Here is a 17,606-nt window from a genome sequence, read left to right on the forward strand (position 1 = left end):
TCATGCGCCAGACATTCGACGAAACCACCGAGCCGTCCTTCGGGGCCAAGCATCTGCCCCTGCTGCGGGCGAAGATGGCCGAGCAGGGCCTGGACGGCCTGCTGGTCCCGCACGAGGACGAGCATCAGAACGAATACCTGCCCGACGCCAGCGAGCGTCTGGCCTGGGTCAGCGGCTTCACCGGCTCGGCCGGGGCGGGCGTGGTGCTGATGGACCGGGCGGCGGTCTTCGTCGACGGCCGCTATACGGTGCAGGCCAAGGCCCAGACGGATGCGGCCCTGTTCGAGCGGGTCGAGCTGAACCGCCTGGCCGCTTGGCTGGAGGGCCTGAGCGCGGGTTCGGTCATCGGCTATGATCCGCGCCTGCACAGCCCGGACGCCTTGGCGACCCTGCGTGCGGCGGTCGAGAAGGCCGGAGCGACGCTGAAGGCCGTTGAACCCAACCCCATCGACCTGGCCTGGGGCGACGCCCGCCCGGCCCAGCCGCAGGCGCCGGTGGCGCCACACGACGATCGCTACACGGGCGAGAACGCCGCGCTGAAACGCGCCCGCATCGGTCAGGCTATCGCCGCCAAGGGCGCCGACGTGGCGGTGCTGACCTCGCCGTCGTCGCTGGCCTGGCTGTTCAATATTCGCGGCGGCGACGTGATCCGGACGCCCCTGCCGCTGGGTCAGGCGGTGGTGAAGGCGGACGGGACCGCCAAGGTCTTCCTCGACCCGGCCAAGGTGACGAACGAACTGCCCGGCTGGCTGGGCGACGCGGTGACGCTGGAGGCGCCCGAGGCTCTGCCCGCCGCCCTGGACGCTCTGTCGGGGCAGAAGGTGCTGATTGATCCAGCCGTGTCCTCGGCCTGGTATTTCGACCGGCTGGAAACGGCGGGCGCGAGCATCGTTCGCGGCATGGACCCCTGCGCCCTGCCGCGCGCCCAGAAGAACGACGTCGAGATCGAGGGCAGTCGTCAGGCGCACATCCGTGACGGCGCGGCCCTGACCCGTTTCCTGCACTGGGTCGATACGGTCGCTCAGGTTGAGCTGCCTGACGAGCGGGCGGTGGTCGAGGCGCTGGAGGGCTTCCGCGAGGCGACCGGGATGCTGAAGGATCTGTCGTTCGACACCATCGCCGGGGTCGGGCCGAACGGCGCCCTGCCGCACTACAAGCCCGTCGGGGCCAAGATCCGGCCGATGGAGGCGGGCTCGCTTCTGCTGGTGGACGGCGGCGGTCAGTATCTGGACGGGACCACGGATGTGACCCGCACCATGGCCATCGGCGAGGGCACGGCGGACCAGCGCCGGATGTTCACCCTGGTGCTTAAGGGCCACATCGCCATGGCGGTGATCCGTTTCCCCGCCGGGACGACGGGGCACCAACTGGATGCCGTGGCGCGCCAGCCGCTGTGGAACGCGGGCTTCGACTTCGATCACGGCACCGGTCACGGCGTCGGGTCCTATCTGGGCGTGCATGAGGGGCCGCAGCGCATCGCCCCCTACGTCAACACCCAGCCGCTGCTGACCGGCATGATCCTGTCGAACGAGCCGGGCTATTATCGCGAAGGCGAGTGGGGCATCCGCATCGAGACCCTGCAGGTCGTGACGGCTCCGGCCCAGGTGCCGGGCGGCGAGCGGGCCATGCACGGCTTTGAGCAGCTGACCCTGGCGCCGCTGGATCGCAGACTGATCGATGTCGCTTTGCTGACGGCGGACGAGCGGGCCTATGTGGACGCCTATCACGCCGAGGTTCTGGCCAAGGTCGGGCCTCTGTTGGCCGAGGGCGTGCAGAAGGACGAGGCGGCGCTAGAATGGCTGAAGGCGCAGACGGCGCCGCTGTAGGGTCATGATCGGCGCCATCGCCCTGCTGCTCGTCTGCCAACTGGCGGGCGAGGTCATCCACCGGCTGACGGGCTTGCCCCTGCCGGGATCGGTGATCGGCATGGTGCTGTTGCTGGCTTGGCTGGCGCTGGTTCCGCGCGAGCGGCTGACGCTGACCCAGGTGACGGGCTGGTTGACGGCGCATCTGTCGATCATGTTCGTGCCCGCCGCCGTCGGCCTGATGGAGGAGGGGGCGATCCTGTCGCGATACGGCCTCGGCATTGTCGTGGCGGTGGCGATCTCGACCCTGCTGACCCTGGCGGTGACGGCCCTGGTGTTCCGGGCAGTGGCGGGGCGCGAGGAGCCGGACGGGGAAGAGGAAGGCGCATCGTGAGCGATCTGATCGCGACGCCCCTGCTGTGGCTGGCGGTGACGCTGGTGGTGTTCGAGGCGGCTGACATCCTGTCGCGGCGCAGCGGGCGCCATCCGCTGTGCCATCCGGTGTTGCTGGCGACGCCGGTGCTGATCAGCGTCCTACTGGCGACCAAGACCCCTTATCCGACCTATGCCGAAGCGACGCAGGTGCTGGGCTTCCTGCTGGGACCGGCGGTGGTGGGGCTGGCCGTGCCGATCTGGGCGCAGCGGGCGACGATCCGGCGGCTGGCCAAGCCGCTGACCTGCGCCCTGTTGGCCGGGGCTGTGACGGCCATCGTCAGCGCCGTGGGCATTGTCTGGCTGTTCGGGGCGCCGGTCGAGATCATGGCCTCCATCGCACCGCGCGCCACGACCACGCCGGTCGGCATGGCGGTGGCCTCGCAGCTGGGCGGCATCCCGGCCCTGGCGGCGGTGATCGTGCTGATGTCCGGCGTGTTCGGGGCGATGACGGCGACGCCGCTGCTGAACCTGTTGAGGATCAAGGACTGGCGGGCGCGGGGCTTTGCGGTCGGGGTGTCGGCCCACGGCTTCGGCGCCGCGCGGGCGTTTCAGGTGGATCAGACAGCGGGCGCCTTCGCCAGCCTGGGCATGGCGCTGAACGCGGTAGCGACGGCGACCATCCTGTCCATCGTGGCCAGTCTGATCTGAGTGGGCCCCTTGAAATAAGGCCATACGGCGCCCATCTGAAGAGCGTCGGCGAATGCGCCGCCGACCCCATCACATCATAAGGAATGCGCGGATGAAGATGCGCAAGCTGGGCCGTAACGGCCCTGAGGTCTCGGCCGTCGGTCTGGGCTGCATGGGCATGAGCGCCTTTTACGGCGGCGCCGACGAGGCCCAATCCATTGCGGTGATCCAACGCGCGCTCGACCTGGGCGTCACCCTGTTCGACACGGCCGAGATGTACGGCCCCCACACCAATGAAGTCCTGGTGGGCAAGGCGCTGAAGGGGTGCCGGGACGAAGCCTTTATCGCCACCAAGTTCGGGATCAACCGCCAGCCGGACGGCTCGGCCGTCACCGACGGCTCGCCCGCCAATGTGCGCCGCGCGGTCGAGGGCAGCCTGAGCCGCCTCGGCGTCGATCACATCGACCTCTATTATCAACACCGCATCGACCCCAATACGCCGATCGAGGAGACGGTCGGGGCGATGGCCGAACTGGTGAAGGAGGGCAAGGTCCGCTTCCTGGGCCTGTCCGAGGCGGCGCCTGCCACCATCCGCACAGCCCACGCGGTTCACCCGATCACGGCCCTGCAGACCGAATATTCGCTGTGGAGTCGCGACCCGGAGGACGAGTTGCTGGCGACGGTGCGCGAACTGGGCATCGGCTTCGTGCCCTACAGCCCGCTGGGCCGGGGTTTCCTGTCAGGCGAGATCAAGTCGATCGACGACCTCGCGCCGGATGACTTCCGCCGGACCAACCCGCGCTTTTCGGGCGACAACTTCCAGAAGAACCTGGATCTGGTCGCAGCGGTCGGCGTCATTGCGGCGGACAAGGGCGTGACGGCGGCGCAACTGGCCTTGGCCTGGGTTCTGGCGCAGGGCGAGGATCTGGTTCCCATCCCCGGCACGCGCCGGATCGCCACGCTGGAACAGAACGTGGCGGCGGCGGACATCGTGCTGTCGCCTGACGATCTGGCGCGGATCGAGGCGGTGTTCCCGCGCGATGCGGCGGCGGGCGAGCGGTATGCGCCGGGCGGCATGAGCTCACTGAATCGCTGATATGAAAACGCCTCCCTCGCGCTAGCGGGGGAGGCGTCTTTCGTTTGGGCTATGGGCCTCGACTACTGGATGCGGGTCCAGGTCTGGGTCTTGCATAGGGGGGCGACGATGCAGCCGCGCAGGCGCAGGCTGTTGTCGTTGGTCATGGTGATGGTGCCGCGATAGGTGCCGCCATCCGCCGGATTATAGACCGAGCCGCCGCGCCATTCGGTCGGGCCGCCGGTGAAACCGCTGAGCATGGGCAGGCCGCGCAGGGTGCGGTTGCGCTGGGCCGCGTTCTTGTTGTGCGTGTCGCGGGCGTTGGGCTCGGCGCGGATGTGGTCCGAGGTGATCAGGGTTCCACACAGGGCCTCGCCGCAGCGGGCGATGCGCACTTGACCGCCATTGGTCGGCGTCTGCCACAGGCCGGTCGGATCGCCGGCGAGGGCGGGCGAGGCCAGGGCCGCAGCGACGATGGCGGCAGCCGCCAGGACGGAGAACTTCATCGGGCGTATTCCTTCACACGGATCGTTGCGCCGATCCTTTGAGCAAAGGGTGATCCCGCTTTCGGTCCGAAACAAGGCCCAAATTTGTGACGTTCGATCAATGATTACATGACCTTAGGTCAATATCTGAGCGCGATGGGCGACTAAGGTGATGGATTTCGACGGCTTTTCCTCCCCATGGAATGGGGAGGAAAGAGGACGTTGCTCAGGTCGCACGCGGACGGCGCAGGCGCGAGCCGGCCGAGGAGCAGGGGCTGTAGCCGGCGGCGTGGAGGCGGCCGAGGCTGATGCCGGTGGCGCTGGCCAGAGAGGCGGCGCAGGCGGCGTCATGCATCTGCAACGTCGCCAGAGCCACGGAGGCGCAGGCGAAGGCGTCTTCGGCGGCGTCGTGGTGTTTGAACTGGATGCCCAGCTCGGCGCAGACGTTGTTCAGCTTGTGCGAGGCGAACTCGGGCCAGGTGATCTGGGCCAGCTTGACGGTGCAGAGGTAGTCGAACTCGGGATAGGCGAGGCCGTAGTGGTCGCAGGTCCCGCGAATGACGCTGACGTCGAAGGCGGCGTTGTGGGCCAGCACGGTGCGGCCTTGCAGACGCGGGGCGATGGCGGCCAGGACGGCGGGGAACTCCTCGGCGTCCTCGACCTGTTCGGGGCCGATGCCGTGGAAGGCGATGTTGAAGCTAGCGAAGCGCATGCCCGGCGGGCGGATGTAGTGGTGCTCGACGGACTCGATGACGCCGTCGTTGATCCAGGCGAGGCCGATGGAGCAGGGGCTGGAGCGCTGCTCGTTGGCGGTTTCGAAGTCGATGGCGACGGCGTGCATCAGGCGATCATATTCTAGGCGATGAGGGCCAACCACTCGTCCTCGGTCAGGACGGTGACGCCGTGCTTTTCGGCGTCCTTCAGCTTGGACCCGGCGCCGGGGCCGGCGACGACGTAGTCGGTCTTTTTCGACACCGAACCCGAGACCTTGGCCCCCAGGCTCTCGGCGCGGGCCTTGGCCTCGTCGCGGGTGAAGCGTTCCAGAGAGCCGGTGAAGACCACGGTCTTGCCCGCCACGGGACTGTCGGTGGTCGGGGCGGCCACGTCCTCGACCGCATCCAGTTCGGCCAGCAGGGCCTCGACGACCTCGCGGTTGTGGGGCTCGTGGAAGAAGTGGGCCAAGGCCTCGGCGGCGACGGGGCCGACGCCGGAGACGCCCGCGATCTGGTTGAGGATGTCGGACGGGCCTTCGTTGCGGGCGACAGCGGCCCAGCGGGTCAGGTCGGTCCAGCCGCTGGAAATCTCGGCCAGTGAACGGCGGGCGGGGGCGGCCATGCCGGGGAAGGCGAGGGCGATCTTCTGATCCATCGGCGCCTCGGGCCAGGGATCGTCGGCGGGCGGATTCGCCTCGGCCATCAGGCCCAGGACACGGGTGGAGATGGCGTGGGTGGCCGCCAGGGCTTTCCAGTCGTCGCTGGCCAGACCATTCGAGGCGGCCATGCATGCGTCGCGGAAGGCGGTCCAACTGCCGAAGGCACGCGACAGGACCAGCGAGGTCTGTTCGCCGATGTCCGGCACGCCGAGGCCGAAAATCAGACGGTCGAGACTGATGGTCCGCCGGGCGTCGATGCCGGCGATCAGGTTGCGGACGCTGGTCTCGCCATAGCCGTCCTCGGCCCGCAGCAGGGCCAGTTTCTGCTCGTCGCGGGCCAGGCGGAAGATGTCCGCCGGCTCCTTGATCCAACCGCGCGCGTGGAAGGCGATTAGCTGCTTTTCTCCAAGCCCTTCAATGTCAAAGGCGCGGCGGCTGACAAAATGCTTCAAGCGCTCAACGATCTGGGCGTCGCAGATCAGGCCGCCGGTGCAGCGGCGTTTGACCTCGTCGCCCTCGCGCACGGCCTCTGAGCCGCAGACGGGGCAGACGTGGGGGAAGGCGAAGGGAATAGCGTCGGCCGGGCGCAGGTTTTCGACCACGCCGACGATCTGGGGGATGACGTCGCCGGCGCGTTGCAGGATGACGGTGTCGCCGATGCGCACGTCCTTGCGGGCGATTTCGTCCTCGTTGTGCAGGGTGGCGTTGCGGACCACGACGCCGCCGACGGTGACGGGGTGCAGGCGGGCGACGGGGGTCAGGGAGCCGGTGCGGCCGACCTGAATGTCGATGCCTTCCAGAACCGTCGTGGCCTGTTGCGCCGGGAACTTGTGGGCGATGGCCCAACGGGGACTGCGGGCGATGAAGCCGAGGCGCTGCTGCCAGTCCAGCCGGTCGACCTTATAGACCACGCCGTCGATGTCGTAACCGAGGCGGGCGCGGTCGGTTTCCAGTCCGCGATAGACCTCGATCAGGCCTTCTGCGCCCTCGACGCGGGTCGAGCGCGTGTTGACCTGAAAGCCCCAGCTGCGGAAGGCCTCCAGCGCGCCGTGCTGGGTTTCCGCGAACGGGGCGGAGGTCTCGCCCCAGGCGTAGGCGAAGAAGGTCAGGGGGCGCAGGGCCGTGATCTTGGGGTCCTTCTGGCGCAGCGACCCGGCGGCGAAGTTGCGCGGGTTGGCGTAGGTCCGGCGGCCCTCGGCCTCGGCGGCGGCGTTGAAGGCGTCGAAGGCGTCGTTGGGGGCATAGACCTCGCCCCGGATCTCGATGACGTCGGGCCAGCCAGAGCCGGTCAGGATCTGGGGGATGCTGTCCAGGGTCCGCAGGTTGGCGGTCACGTCCTCACCGGTCTTGCCGTCGCCGCGCGTGGCGCCCTGAACCAGAACGCCCTTCTCATAGCGCAGGCTGGCGGACAGGCCGTCGATCTTGGGCTCGGCGACGAAGGCGATGGGCTCGTCGCCGGGCAGCTTGAGGAAGCGGGCGATGCGGGCCACGAAGTCGCGCACCTCGCCCTCGTCAAAGGCGTTGTCCAGCGACAGCATGGGCACGCCGTGGCGGACTTCGGCGAACTGGCTGGAGGCCGGAGCGCCGACCCGTTGCGACGGCGAGACCGGGCTGGTCAGGGTCGGGAAAGCGGTCTCAATGGCCAGGGCGCGGCGCTTCAACTCGTCGTAGTCGGCGTCGGAAATCTCGGGCGCGGCGTCGGCGTAGTAGAGGGCGTCGTGGCGGGCCAGTTCGGCGGACATATGCGCCAGCTCCTCGCGGGCCTGGTCTTCGGTCAGGGTTTCGACGGGAGTTTGGGACATGGGAATCGCGCGGTCAGCCTTCATCGGTCGCGCTGTTTAGCACCGGCGGCGGCGGGATCGCAGCGTCCATGACAGAAACGTAATCTGACGCCGGCCGCGACGCCCGCTAGCGTCCCGCCGACTGATTTTCTCGGAGCCCTCCATGCGTCCTGTTCTCGCCAGCCTGTCCGTGATCGCCGTCGCCCTGACGCTGGCCGCCTGTGAGACCACGACGCCTGAGGCGACCGAGGCCCCCGTCGCGGCGGCGTCGGAGGACTACGCCCAGTTGATGGACGACCTGCGCATCCTGTCGGCGGACGACATGCAGGGACGCGATACGGGGTCAGAGGGCGGCGCCAAGGCGCGCGAATACATTGTCGGGCGGCTGGAGGCCCTGGGCGTTCAGGCCTCGCCGATGGGGCGGTTGCAGCCCTGGGAGATGCAGGGGCGCACGCGCGAGGGCGTGAAGACCTTTAACGGGACCAACATCATCGGCGTCATCCCCGGCACGCGCGTCTCGGACAAGTATATCGTGGTCACAGCCCACTATGACCACGTGGGGGTCAATAACGGCGAGATCTACAACGGCGCCGACGACAACGCCTCGGGCGTGGCGACCATGCTGGAACTGGCCAAGCGGCTGAAGGCCAATCCCCCGGAGCATTCTGTCCTGATCGTCGCCCTGGACGGCGAGGAGCGCAGCCTGCTGGGGGCCAAGCACTTTGTCGAAGCGCCGCCGGTGCCGCTGTCGTCGATCTCGATGAACCTGAACTTCGACATGACGGCGCGCGCCGACAGCGACGGCAAGCTGTGGGTCACCGGCACCTATCAGCATCCCTATTTCCGCCCGGTGCTGGAGCGGATCGCGCCGCGCGGGACGGTGTCCTTGGCCTTTGGCAAGGATACGCCTGAGGACAAGGGGGCCGACAACTGGGTCGAGGCCTCGGACCACGCCGCCTTCCACCGCGCGGGCCTGCCCTTCCTCTATTTCGGCGTGAACTATCATGCTGATTATCACCGCCCGACGGACGACTTCGACAAGGTGGTTCCGGCGACCTTCCAGTCCTCGACTGAACTGGCGATTGAAGGCTTCCGCGCCCTGGATCAGTGGCTGGATCAGTGAGGTCTGCGAGCGCGAAACGCTCGCAAACATAGGCCTTGAAACCGCCTTCGCAGCGGCGTTCTGTCGCACCCTCATCAGTCGAGGAAATACGGATGTCGACGGTTCAGGGTTTCGATCTTCAGCGGGTGCAAAAGCTGCGCAAACTGGCGCTGCTGGGCGGCATCGTCGCCGTGGTGGCGTTGGCCTTCTTCACGCGGTCGATGGGCGGCGAGACGGTCCTGCATGAGGGACTGGAGGCGTTCGGCCTGGCCCTGATCGCCGTCTGCATTGTCGGGCGGGCCTGGTGCTCGCTCTATATAGGCGGGCGCAAGAAGGCCGAGATCGTGGATCGCGGGCCCTATTCGATCAGCCGCAACCCTCTCTACGTCTTCAGCTTCATGGGGGCGTTCGGGGTGGGGGCGCAGACGGGCAGCGTGACCCTGGCGAGCCTGTTCCTGCTGCTGACGGTCGCGGTCTTCTACGCCACAGTGAAGCGCGAGGAGGCCTGGCTGACGGGCGCCTTCGGCCAGACCTACCTGGACTATTGCGCGCGGACGCCGCGCTTCGGGCCGGATTTCTCCAAGTGGCGGGACGCGGAATCGCTGGACGTGCGGCCGCGCTTCTTCCTGACGACCTTGCGTGACGGCCTGGTCTTCCTGCTGGCCGTGCCGCTGTTCGAGTCGGTCGAGCGGCTGCAGGACATCGGCTGGCTGTCCGCCCTGATTCATCTGCCCTGATCCCCCTTTCGTGAGCCGAGGTTTCGTGAACAAAGCGCGTTTTGCCGCCGTGGCGGCCCTGAGCGGACTGATGGCGTTGGCGGCCTGCGACCGGCCGGCGACCGCGCCGGAGGCGCCGGGGGCGTCCCAGGTCGGGGCCTTCAGACACGACCTGCCCGAGGATGTATCCGGCTACTACATCCCGACTGAGGCGGCGCGGGTCGATGGCTGGAGGCTGCACCATGTCTTCATGGGCCAGGTCCCGGACTTTATGGCCTGGGAGAGCGGCGAGCGGTCGGCGAGCTTTGCGCCCGTGATGATGGAGTTTGAGGCGGACGGGCAGGGCGCGCGGCGGACGCGATTGATCCCGACACGCTACGACGTGACTGAGGATCGTCTGCGCTTCGAGGCGCATTCGCGCGAACTGGGCGCGGTGTCATTCGACGGCAAGCTCGACCAGGGCGCGCTGTCGACGGCGCGGCGCAATCTGGGAGACGAGGGTGTGGTCCTGAAGGGGACGCTCAAGGTCGGAAGCCGGACCTTCAACAACGTAGCAATGCGGTGGTGGGCGGGGGACTGATCCCCCGCCGCTGATACCGATCCTTAGGCGACGGTCGCCTTGACGATCTTGCCCGGAGCGCGGGGCGGCTCGCCCTTGGGCAGGGCGTCGACGTGGTCCATGCCTTCGATCACTTCGCCCCAGACGGTGTACTGCTTGTCCAGGAAGCGGGCGTCGTCGAAGCAGATGAAGAACTGCGAGTTGGCGCTGTCCGGGTTGGCGGTGCGGGCCATCGAGCAGACGCCGCGGACGTGCGGCTCGGCCGAGAACTCCTGCTTCAGGTTCGGCTTCTTGGAGCCCGAGGTGCCGGTGCCGGTCGGGTCGCCGCCCTGGGCCATGAAGCCCGGAATCACGCGGTGGAAGACCACGCCGTCATAGAAGCCTTCCGAGGCCAGGTCGGTGATCTGCTTGACGTGGTTCGGCGCCAGGTCGGGGCGCAGCTTGATCACGACGTTGCGCTCTTCGCCGTCGCCGGTGTCGAGGGTGAAGGTCAGGGTTTGGTCGGCCATGAGGCTCTCCTTTGCGTGGGTGTAGGCTAGAATTGTGCGCGGGTCATAGCGGCTGAACGCTGTCACGGCTATGTGGGAAGCATGAGTGACGACGAAAAGCCCTCCGACAAGCCGCCGGAACGCCGCCGGATGGTTCGCCCGCCCACGGGCGGCACCGCCGCCGGGCGCGGCCTGGGCCAGAAGATGAAGACGGCCGACACCAAGTCCATGTCGAGCCAGCAGTGGATCAAGCGCCAGCTGTCGGACAAGTGGTCCGAGCGCGCACGAGCCGAGGGCTGGCGCAGCCGGGCGGCCTTCAAGCTGCTGGAGATCGACGACCGCTTCCGCCTGATCAAGAAGGGCTCGCGGGTCATCGACCTGGGCGCGGCGCCAGGCGGTTGGATTCAGGTGGCTCTGGATCGCGGGGCGACGGCGGTGGCGGGCGTGGACCTGCTGATGATCGAGCCGATTCCCGGCGCGACGCTGATCCAGGCCGACTTCACGCATCCGGGCGTGGACCAGCAACTGATCGACGCTATCGGCGGTCGACCGGACCTGGTGCTGTCGGACATGGCGCACAATACCGTGGGACACCGCCAGACCGACCACTTGAAGATCATCGCCCTGATCGAGATCGCCGCCGATTTCGCCATCCGCACGCTGAAGCCGGGTGGGAATTTCGTGTCGAAGAACTTCCAAGGCGGCGACGCCGGCGGCGTTTTGGCGCGGCTGCGCGAAGAGTTCGAAACGGTGAAGTATGTGAAGCCCGAATCGAGTCGCAAGGGCAGCGCCGAGGTCTTCCTGGTGGCGCTGAACAAGCGCTAGGCGGCGGCCACTTCGGCGGCCCGGCGGGCCTTCTTGGCTTCGATCCGCGTCCAGATGCGGTCGTGCAGGGTGAAGAAGACCGTCTGCACCAGGGGCTCGACCGTGCCGATGGCAAGGGCGATGCGCCAGTCGCGCGTCAGGGCGAAGGCGACGGCCACCGCCACGGTGAAATGCATCAGGCCATAGGTCACGGTCTTCAGCGCGACCTGTTTCAGGCTGCGGGGCAGGGCGTGGCTGTGGCCGTGATGGCCATGGTGATTGTGTGCCCGGTTCTGTTCGTGAGCGTTCATCAGTTCCAGGCGAGCGGTGAAGGCCTCGGCCGTCTCTTCGACGCCCGACAGCATCTTGCGGCGCTCGATCCGGTGCCAGGCGCGGTCATGGATCGAATAGGCCACTGTCTGGAAGATGGGTTCGACCACGCCGACCGCCAGGGCGATGCGCCAGTCGCGGGTCAGGGCGAAGGCCGTCAGGATCGCCACGACCAGGTGCATGACGCCATAGCTCGCGATCTTGAGCGCGAGGCGACGGGCAGTGCTGATCAAGATGCGAACCATTATCGAAACATGTGGCGGGTGCGGCTCAGGTTCAAGGCAATTCCTCTTATCCTGTCCATAGGTCCGTCTTGGGGTTGCGGTTCCCCGGCATGGGGCGTTATACGCGGCCCGCAAAACGGAGACTCCCCATGGAGATACGCGAAGGCCTTACCTTCGACGATGTTTTGCTCGAACCCGGCCCGTCCGAGATCATGCCTGCGATGGCGGATGTCTCGACCCAGCTGACGCGCAACATCAAACTGAACATCCCGCTGCTGTCGTCCGCGATGGACACAGTGACCGAAAGCCGTCTGGCCATCGCCATGGCTCAGGCCGGCGGTCTGGGCGTGCTTCACCGCAATATGACCATCGAGGAGCAGGCCGAGCAGGTCCGCACCGTCAAACGCTACGAAAGCGGCATGGTCATCAACCCGGTGACCGTCTCGCCCGACACGACCCTGGGCGAGGTTCGTCAGATCGTCGCCGCCAAGAAGATCACCGGCTTCCCGGTGGTCGATCCGGCGACGGGGCAACTGGTCGGCATGTTGACCAACCGTGACATGCGTTTCGAGAGCGACCCGTCGATCAAGGCCTCGGCCTTGATGACGACCGGCGACCTGATCACCGTGCGCGAAGGCGCCGGTCGTGACGAGGCGCGCCATCTGCTGCGCACCCGCAAGATCGAACGCGTCATCGTCGTCGACGATCAGAACCGCGCCGTCGGCCTGATCACGATGAAGGACATCGAGAAGGCCCAGGCCTTCCCGAACGCCGCCAAGGACGAGCAGGGTCGTCTGCTGGTCGGCGCCGCTTCGACGGTCGGCGACGCCGGCTACGAGCGCGCCATGGCCCTGGCCGAAGCCGGCTGCGACGTGGTGGTGATCGACACCGCCCACGGCCACTCGGCCTCGGTGGCCCAGGTGGTCGAGCGCATCAAGCGCGAGAACAACCGCCTGCAGATCATCGCCGGCAACGTCGCCACCTATGACGCCACCCGCGCCCTGATCGACGCGGGCGCCGACGCCGTGAAGGTCGGCATCGGTCCCGGCTCGATCTGCACCACCCGCATCGTCGCGGGCGTGGGCGTGCCGCAACTGACGGCCATCATGGATTCGGCGCGCGCCGCCAAGGGCACGGGCGCCACAGTCATCGCCGACGGCGGCATCAAGTACTCGGGCGACATGGCCAAGGCCATCGCGGCCGGCGCCAATGTCGCCATGATGGGTTCGATGTTCGCTGGCACCGACGAAAGCCCCGGCGAGGTCTTCCTGTATCAGGGCCGCAGTTACAAGTCGTATCGCGGCATGGGCTCGGTCGGCGCCATGGGCGCGGGCTCGGCGGATCGCTACTTCCAGAAGGAAGTCTCGTCCGAGAAGCTGGTGCCGGAAGGCATCGAGGGCCAGACCGCCTACAAGGGACCGATCGCACCGGTCATCCACCAGATGGTCGGCGGCCTGCGCGCCTCCATGGGCTATGTCGGCGGGGCGACCATTCCTGACTTCCAGGAGCGCGCCCGTTTCGTGCGCATCACCAATGCGGGCCTTCGCGAAAGCCATGTCCACGACGTGATGATCACGCGCGAGGCGCCGAACTATCGTCAGGGCTGATGCCTTGATCCGCTCCCGGTCTTCGGATCGGGAGCGGTTTCGTTTTGACTGGATGCGGAGGGCCGGGGCGTGACGACTGAACTGACCTATCTGGCGGCGGCGCTGGTTCTGGCCTTGGTGCAGATCTTTCTGCCTGCCGGGGCGCGGACGATGGAGTTCGGCCTGGGCTGGAACGCCGGGGCGCGCGACCAGACGCCTGCCTCGCATAACCCTGTCGTCGGTCGCCTCGAAAGAGCCCAGACCAACCTCTATGAGACCCTGCCGCTGTTCATCGGCGCTGTCCTGATCGCCCACGTCACGGGGGCGGAGAGTGCTCTGACCCTGTGGGGCGTCGCCCTCTATTTCTGGGCGCGCGTCGCCTATATTCCGCTTTACGCTTTTGGCGTGCCCTACATCCGGTCGCTGGTCTGGCTGGTCTCGCTCGCGGGACTGATCATGATCTTCGCGGCCCTTTTCATCTGATCCGAGACTCGATTGACCCCTGCCGCCCGCCTCGCCGCCGCCGCCTCCGTCCTCGACAGCATCGCCCACAGCCGCCAGCCGGCCGAGGTGGTGCTGAAGGCCTGGGCCGCCGCCAACCGCTATGCGGGGTCCAAGGATCGTCGCGCCATCGCCGATCGCGTCTACAAGGTCATCCGCGCCCGTGGGCGTCTGGTCTGGGCTATGGGCGGGCGTGAAGACGGCCGCGCCCTGGTCATCGGCTCGCTGTCGCTGATCGACGGCCTGCCGCTGGACGAGATCGAGCTGCTGCACGCGGGCGACGGCTATGGCCCGCGTCCGTTGTCCAAGCAGGAGCGCGCCCGCATCACCGCCGGGCCGGGCGAACTGCCAGGCTGGGTCGCCGCCGGCCTGCCCGAGTTTGTGGTCGAGGACTTCAAGATCACCTTCGGCGACCGCTGGACCGAAGAGGCTCACGAACTGATGGCGCCGCGCGCGCCCATCGACCTGCGCGTCAACCTGGCCAAGACGACGGTGGCAGGCGTTGAGGCGGAACTGACCGAGGCCGGGCTGTCGCCCACGCGCACGCCCTGGTCGGCCGCGGGTCTGCGTCTGTCGGCCGAGCCGCCGCCGAACGTCCAGGCGCTGGAGGCCTTCAAGCAGGGCCATATCGAAATTCAGGACGAAGGCAGTCAGGTCGCCTGCTGGCTGACGGGCGCCCGGCCCGGCATGACGGTCGTCGATTACTGCGCTGGCGGCGGCGGCAAGACCCTGGGTCTGGCCATGCTGGGCCAGCCCGTCGTGACCAAGGCCGCCGTGGCCGAGGCGCCCGCCGCCCCGGTCGCCGTCTGGTCGCCGGTCGGCGGGGACGGGCAGGGGGCTGTGGTCCAGCCCAAGCCCAAGGCCAAGCCGGTTGTCGAGAGCGGCATCCGCCTGTTCGCCTATGACGTGGTGCAGAAGCGTCTGGACAACATCCGCCCGCGCCTGAGCCGCGCCGGGGTTTCCGCCGACCTGCGTCTGCTGGGTCAGAACGGCGGCGGGGTCGAGGACCTGGTGCGTCAGGCCGACGTGGTCCTGGTCGATGCGCCGTGCAGCGGTTCGGGCACCTGGCGTCGTCGTCCCGAGGACGCCTGGCGTCTGAAGCCGTCCGAGGTCGAACGCCTGCACGCCCTGCAGGTCCAGATTCTGGACCGCGCCTCGGCCCTGGTGAAGCCGGGCGGTCGTCTGGTCTTCGTCACCTGCTCCATGCTGCGCGGCGAGAACGAGGCCACGGCCGACGCCTTTGAGGAAAACCACCCCGAGTTCGCCCCGGTCCCGCTGGCCGAGGCGCTGAACGCCGCCAACCTGACCGACGCGGCGCGTGAGCGTCTGGGCGCGCTTGCGGCTGGCGGTCATCGCCTGCGCCTGTCGCCGGCCTCGACCGGCACCGACGGCTTCTTCGCCGCCGTCTATGAGCGGACGGCGTGAGCGAGGGCCTGTCCCAGGACATCTATGGCCTGACGGTTCTGCCCGTCATGGCGGCGCCGGCTGAGTACGGCGCCGCCCTTCAGGCGCGGATCACGCCGCTGATGACCGGCATCGGCCCGGTCGAGGCGGCCATCGCCCTGACGGCGGCCCTGACGCGGCTGGAGGCCGACGACGTCCTACCGGACCTGATCGTCTCGCTGGGGTCGTGCGGGTCGCGTGATCTGGCGCATGCGGCGGTCTATCAGGCCTCGTCGGTCAGCTACCGCGACATGGACGCCAGTCCGCTGGGCTTCGAGAAGGGCAGGACGCCTCTGCTCGACCTGCCCGCCGTCCTGCCCCTGCCTTGCCCTATCCCCGGCGTGCCGACCGCGACTCTGTCGACCGGCGCCAATGTGGTCTCGGGCGCCGCCTATGACGCCATCGACGCCCAGATGGTGGATATGGAGACCTTCGCCCTGCTGCGTGTGGCGCAGACCTTCGGTGTGCCGCTAATCGCCCTTCGCGGCGTCAGCGACGGCAAGAGCGAGCTGTCGAAGCTTGAGGACTGGACCGAGTATCTGCATCTGGTCGACGCCAACCTGGCCGCCGCCTGGGACCGGCTGTCCGAGGTGCTGACGACGCAAGGACTGGCCGCATTGGCCGATGTGCCCGCCTCGCGACTTGATCCCGACGTCTTCACCCGTCAAGAACCCGCCCCATCAACGCCCGCTTCGGATTCTGAGCCCTCATGACCGCGCCCCACACCCACGAAGCCGTCCTGATCGTCGATTTCGGCAGTCAGGTGACGCAACTGATCGCGCGCCGCCTGCGCGAAGCCGGCGTCTATTGCGAGATCCATCCGTTCAACAAGGCGGGCGAGGCGCTGAAGGCGGTGTCGCCCAGGGCCATCATCCTGTCGGGCGGCCCCAACTCGACCACCGACGCCGACAGCCCCAAGGCTGACCACGCCCTGTTCGAGGCCGGCGTGCCGGTGCTGGGCATCTGCTACGGCGAGCAGACCATCTGCGCCGAGCTGGGCGGCAAGGTCGAGAGCGGCCACCATCGCGAGTTCGGCCGCGCCGAGATCGTCATCACCCGCGAAAGCCCGCTGTTCGCCGGCATCGGCGCCGTCGATCACCGCGAGACGGTGTGGATGAGCCACGGCGACCGCGTCACCGCCATCCCCGAAGGCTTCCACGTCATCGCCACCTCGGAAGGCGCGCCCTACGCCGCCATCGCCAACGAGGAGCGCAAGATCTACGGCGTGCAGTTCCACCCCGAGGTGATGCACACCCCGCGCGGCGCCGTGATCCTGAAGAACTTCACCCACGGCATCGCCGGCCTGACCGGCGACTGGACCATGGCCGCCTATCGCGACGAGCAGATCGCCAAGATCCGCGAACAGGTCGGCTCGGCCAAGGTGGTCTGCGGCCTGTCGGGCGGCGTGGACTCGTCCGTTGCAGCCGTCCTGATCCATGAGGCGATCGGCGATCAACTGACCTGCGTCTTCGTGGACACTGGCCTGCTGCGCAAGGACGAGGCGACCCAGGTCACCACGCTCTTCCGTGAGCACTACAACATCCCGCTGGTGCATGTTGATGCGTCGAAGGAATTCCTCGGCGAGCTGGCCGGGATTTCGGACCCGGAAACCAAGCGCAAGACCATCGGCCGCGTCTTCATCGAGATCTTTGATCGCGAGGCCGCCAAGATCGAAGGCGCCGAGTTCCTGGCCCAGGGCACCCTCTATCCCGACGTGATCGAGAGCGTCTCGGCCACGGGCGGCCCCTCGGCGGTGATCAAGAGCCACCACAATGTCGGCGGCCTGCCGGACTTCATGAAGCTGAAGTTGGTCGAGCCGCTGCGTGAACTGTTCAAGGACGAGGTCCGCGCCCTGGGTCGCGAGCTAGGCCTGACCGACGCCTTCGTCGGACGCCACCCCTTCCCGGGGCCGGGCCTGGCCATCCGTATCCCCGGTGAGATCACCCCCGAAGCGGTCGCCACCCTGCAGGACGCGGACGCCATCTATCTGGAAGAAATCCGCAAGGCCGGTCTCTACGACGACATCTGGCAGGCCTTCGCCGTCCTGCTGCCGGTCAAGACTGTCGGCGTCATGGGCGACGCCCGGACCTATGAAAAGGTCCTGGCCCTGCGCGCCGTCAGCTCGACCGACGGCATGACCGCCGACTTCTTCCAGTTCCCCTGGGACATCCTGGGCAAGACGGCCACGCGCATCATCAACGAAGTCCGCGGCGTCAACCGCGTCGTCTATGACGTGACGTCGAAGCCCCCCGGCACCATCGAGTGGGAATGAT

General features: G+C 67.7%; 18 protein-coding genes. 13 read left to right on the plus strand and 5 right to left on the minus strand.

What is annotated here, in order from left to right:
- Positions 1 to 2: 2 nt before the first annotated feature.
- From CQ039_RS00540 to CQ039_RS00555, 4 genes are all read left to right on the plus strand, one after another.
- Positions 3 to 1,826, plus strand: a complete 1,824-nt coding sequence (locus tag CQ039_RS00540; RefSeq protein ID WP_105564436.1) for an aminopeptidase P family protein — start codon at positions 3 to 5, stop codon at positions 1,824 to 1,826.
- A 4-nt stretch (positions 1,827 to 1,830) separates the two neighbouring features.
- Positions 1,831 to 2,199 carry a CidA/LrgA family protein gene (locus CQ039_RS00545; protein WP_105564435.1) on the plus strand — a complete coding sequence of 123 codons (369 nt, stop codon included), beginning with the start codon at positions 1,831 to 1,833 and terminating at the stop codon, positions 2,197 to 2,199.
- Positions 2,196 to 2,888 (plus strand): LrgB family protein, encoded by a 693-nt coding sequence (locus CQ039_RS00550; protein ID WP_105564434.1) that lies wholly within the window; start codon positions 2,196 to 2,198, stop codon positions 2,886 to 2,888. The genes CQ039_RS00545 and CQ039_RS00550 overlap by 4 nt, the downstream gene beginning before the upstream one ends.
- Before the next feature lie 91 nt (positions 2,889 to 2,979).
- Positions 2,980 to 3,963, plus strand: a complete 984-nt coding sequence (locus tag CQ039_RS00555; protein ID WP_105564433.1) for an aldo/keto reductase — start codon at positions 2,980 to 2,982, stop codon at positions 3,961 to 3,963.
- A 62-nt stretch (positions 3,964 to 4,025) separates the two neighbouring features.
- On the opposite strand, the gene CQ039_RS00560 is transcribed toward CQ039_RS00555, so the two are convergent.
- The 3 genes from CQ039_RS00560 to ligA all read right to left on the minus strand — a co-directional run bounded on the left by CQ039_RS00560 (position 4,026) and on the right by ligA (position 7,601).
- On the minus strand, positions 4,026 to 4,448 hold the full coding sequence (locus CQ039_RS00560; RefSeq protein ID WP_105564432.1) for a DUF2147 domain-containing protein: 423 nt from the start codon (positions 4,446 to 4,448) through the stop codon (positions 4,026 to 4,028).
- Between the two features lie 205 nt (positions 4,449 to 4,653).
- A complete protein-coding gene (locus tag CQ039_RS00565) occupies positions 4,654 to 5,268 on the minus strand; it encodes a 3'-5' exonuclease (protein ID WP_105564431.1) in 615 nt (204 codons plus the stop codon).
- A 14-nt stretch (positions 5,269 to 5,282) separates the two neighbouring features.
- Positions 5,283 to 7,601 carry an NAD-dependent DNA ligase LigA gene (gene ligA / locus CQ039_RS00570; RefSeq protein ID WP_105564445.1) on the minus strand — a complete coding sequence of 773 codons (2,319 nt, stop codon included), beginning with the start codon at positions 7,599 to 7,601 and terminating at the stop codon, positions 5,283 to 5,285.
- Positions 7,602 to 7,743: 142 nt separating this feature from the next.
- Here ligA and CQ039_RS00575 point away from each other — a divergent pair, with 142 nt between their 5' ends.
- The 3 genes from CQ039_RS00575 (at position 7,744) to CQ039_RS00585 (ending at position 9,978) form a co-directional block, all read left to right on the plus strand.
- Positions 7,744 to 8,703 (plus strand): M28 family peptidase, encoded by a 960-nt coding sequence (locus tag CQ039_RS00575; protein ID WP_105564430.1) that lies wholly within the window; start codon positions 7,744 to 7,746, stop codon positions 8,701 to 8,703.
- Between the two features lie 92 nt (positions 8,704 to 8,795).
- Entirely contained in the window at positions 8,796 to 9,419 is a 624-nt protein-coding gene (locus tag CQ039_RS00580) for an isoprenylcysteine carboxylmethyltransferase family protein (protein ID WP_105564429.1), read from the plus strand.
- 25 nt (positions 9,420 to 9,444) lie between these two features.
- Entirely contained in the window at positions 9,445 to 9,978 is a 534-nt protein-coding gene (locus CQ039_RS00585; protein ID WP_233190304.1) for a hypothetical protein, read from the plus strand.
- Positions 9,979 to 10,001: 23 nt separating this feature from the next.
- Here the strand turns inward: CQ039_RS00585 and CQ039_RS00590 are convergent, their stop codons facing one another.
- Positions 10,002 to 10,466 carry a peptidylprolyl isomerase gene (locus CQ039_RS00590; RefSeq protein WP_105564427.1) on the minus strand — a complete coding sequence of 155 codons (465 nt, stop codon included), beginning with the start codon at positions 10,464 to 10,466 and terminating at the stop codon, positions 10,002 to 10,004.
- A gap of 81 nt (positions 10,467 to 10,547) precedes the next feature.
- Between CQ039_RS00590 and CQ039_RS00595 the strand changes: the two genes are divergently transcribed.
- Positions 10,548 to 11,270: an RlmE family RNA methyltransferase gene (locus tag CQ039_RS00595; RefSeq protein WP_105564426.1), complete on the plus strand. Its 723-nt coding sequence runs from the start codon at positions 10,548 to 10,550 to the stop codon at positions 11,268 to 11,270.
- On the opposite strand, the gene CQ039_RS00600 is transcribed toward CQ039_RS00595, so the two are convergent.
- A complete protein-coding gene (locus CQ039_RS00600; RefSeq protein ID WP_233190303.1) occupies positions 11,267 to 11,812 on the minus strand; it encodes a DUF2061 domain-containing protein in 546 nt (181 codons plus the stop codon). The two genes, CQ039_RS00595 and CQ039_RS00600, sit on opposite strands and share 4 nt — an antisense overlap.
- Positions 11,813 to 11,952: 140 nt before the next feature.
- Between CQ039_RS00600 and guaB the strand changes: the two genes are divergently transcribed.
- From guaB to guaA, 5 genes are all read left to right on the plus strand, one after another.
- Complete coding sequence (guaB, locus tag CQ039_RS00605) at positions 11,953 to 13,410, plus strand: IMP dehydrogenase (protein WP_105564424.1); 1,458 nt, start codon at positions 11,953 to 11,955, stop codon at positions 13,408 to 13,410.
- A 69-nt stretch (positions 13,411 to 13,479) separates the two neighbouring features.
- Positions 13,480 to 13,872, plus strand: a complete 393-nt coding sequence (locus CQ039_RS00610) for an MAPEG family protein (RefSeq protein WP_105564423.1) — start codon at positions 13,480 to 13,482, stop codon at positions 13,870 to 13,872.
- A gap of 12 nt (positions 13,873 to 13,884) precedes the next feature.
- Complete coding sequence (locus CQ039_RS00615; RefSeq protein ID WP_105564422.1) at positions 13,885 to 15,315, plus strand: RsmB/NOP family class I SAM-dependent RNA methyltransferase; 1,431 nt, start codon at positions 13,885 to 13,887, stop codon at positions 15,313 to 15,315.
- A complete protein-coding gene (locus tag CQ039_RS00620) occupies positions 15,312 to 16,046 on the plus strand; it encodes a 5'-methylthioadenosine/S-adenosylhomocysteine nucleosidase (protein ID WP_233190302.1) in 735 nt (244 codons plus the stop codon). The genes CQ039_RS00615 and CQ039_RS00620 overlap by 4 nt, the downstream gene beginning before the upstream one ends.
- A complete protein-coding gene (gene guaA, locus CQ039_RS00625) occupies positions 16,043 to 17,605 on the plus strand; it encodes a glutamine-hydrolyzing GMP synthase (RefSeq protein ID WP_105564421.1) in 1,563 nt (520 codons plus the stop codon). Before CQ039_RS00620 ends, guaA begins: the two co-directional genes overlap by 4 nt.
- The last annotated feature ends 1 nt before the right edge of the window (position 17,606 follow it).

The sequence above is a fragment of the Brevundimonas sp. MYb52 genome (assembly GCF_002979535.1).
In the GTDB taxonomy this organism is placed as follows: domain Bacteria; phylum Pseudomonadota; class Alphaproteobacteria; order Caulobacterales; family Caulobacteraceae; genus Brevundimonas.

Bases quoted from the DNA above. Each gene is read 5' to 3' on its own strand.
- CQ039_RS00540 (WP_105564436.1), top strand. From the start codon at position 3: ATGCGCCAGACATTCGACGAAACCACCGAGCCGTCCTTCGGGGCCAAG.
- CQ039_RS00545 (WP_105564435.1), top strand. From the start codon at position 1,831: ATGATCGGCGCCATCGCCCTGCTGCTCGTCTGCCAACTGGCGGGCGAG.
- CQ039_RS00555 (WP_105564433.1), top strand. From the start codon at position 2,980: ATGAAGATGCGCAAGCTGGGCCGTAACGGCCCTGAGGTCTCGGCCGTC.
- CQ039_RS00560 (WP_105564432.1), bottom strand. From the start codon at position 4,448: ATGAAGTTCTCCGTCCTGGCGGCTGCCGCCATCGTCGCTGCGGCCCTG.
- CQ039_RS00565 (WP_105564431.1), bottom strand. From the start codon at position 5,268: ATGCACGCCGTCGCCATCGACTTCGAAACCGCCAACGAGCAGCGCTCC.
- ligA (WP_105564445.1), bottom strand. From the start codon at position 7,601: ATGTCCCAAACTCCCGTCGAAACCCTGACCGAAGACCAGGCCCGCGAG.
- CQ039_RS00575 (WP_105564430.1), top strand. From the start codon at position 7,744: ATGCGTCCTGTTCTCGCCAGCCTGTCCGTGATCGCCGTCGCCCTGACG.
- CQ039_RS00580 (WP_105564429.1), top strand. From the start codon at position 8,796: ATGTCGACGGTTCAGGGTTTCGATCTTCAGCGGGTGCAAAAGCTGCGC.
- CQ039_RS00590 (WP_105564427.1), bottom strand. From the start codon at position 10,466: ATGGCCGACCAAACCCTGACCTTCACCCTCGACACCGGCGACGGCGAA.
- CQ039_RS00595 (WP_105564426.1), top strand. From the start codon at position 10,548: ATGAGTGACGACGAAAAGCCCTCCGACAAGCCGCCGGAACGCCGCCGG.
- guaB (WP_105564424.1), top strand. From the start codon at position 11,953: ATGGAGATACGCGAAGGCCTTACCTTCGACGATGTTTTGCTCGAACCC.
- guaA (WP_105564421.1), top strand. From the start codon at position 16,043: ATGACCGCGCCCCACACCCACGAAGCCGTCCTGATCGTCGATTTCGGC.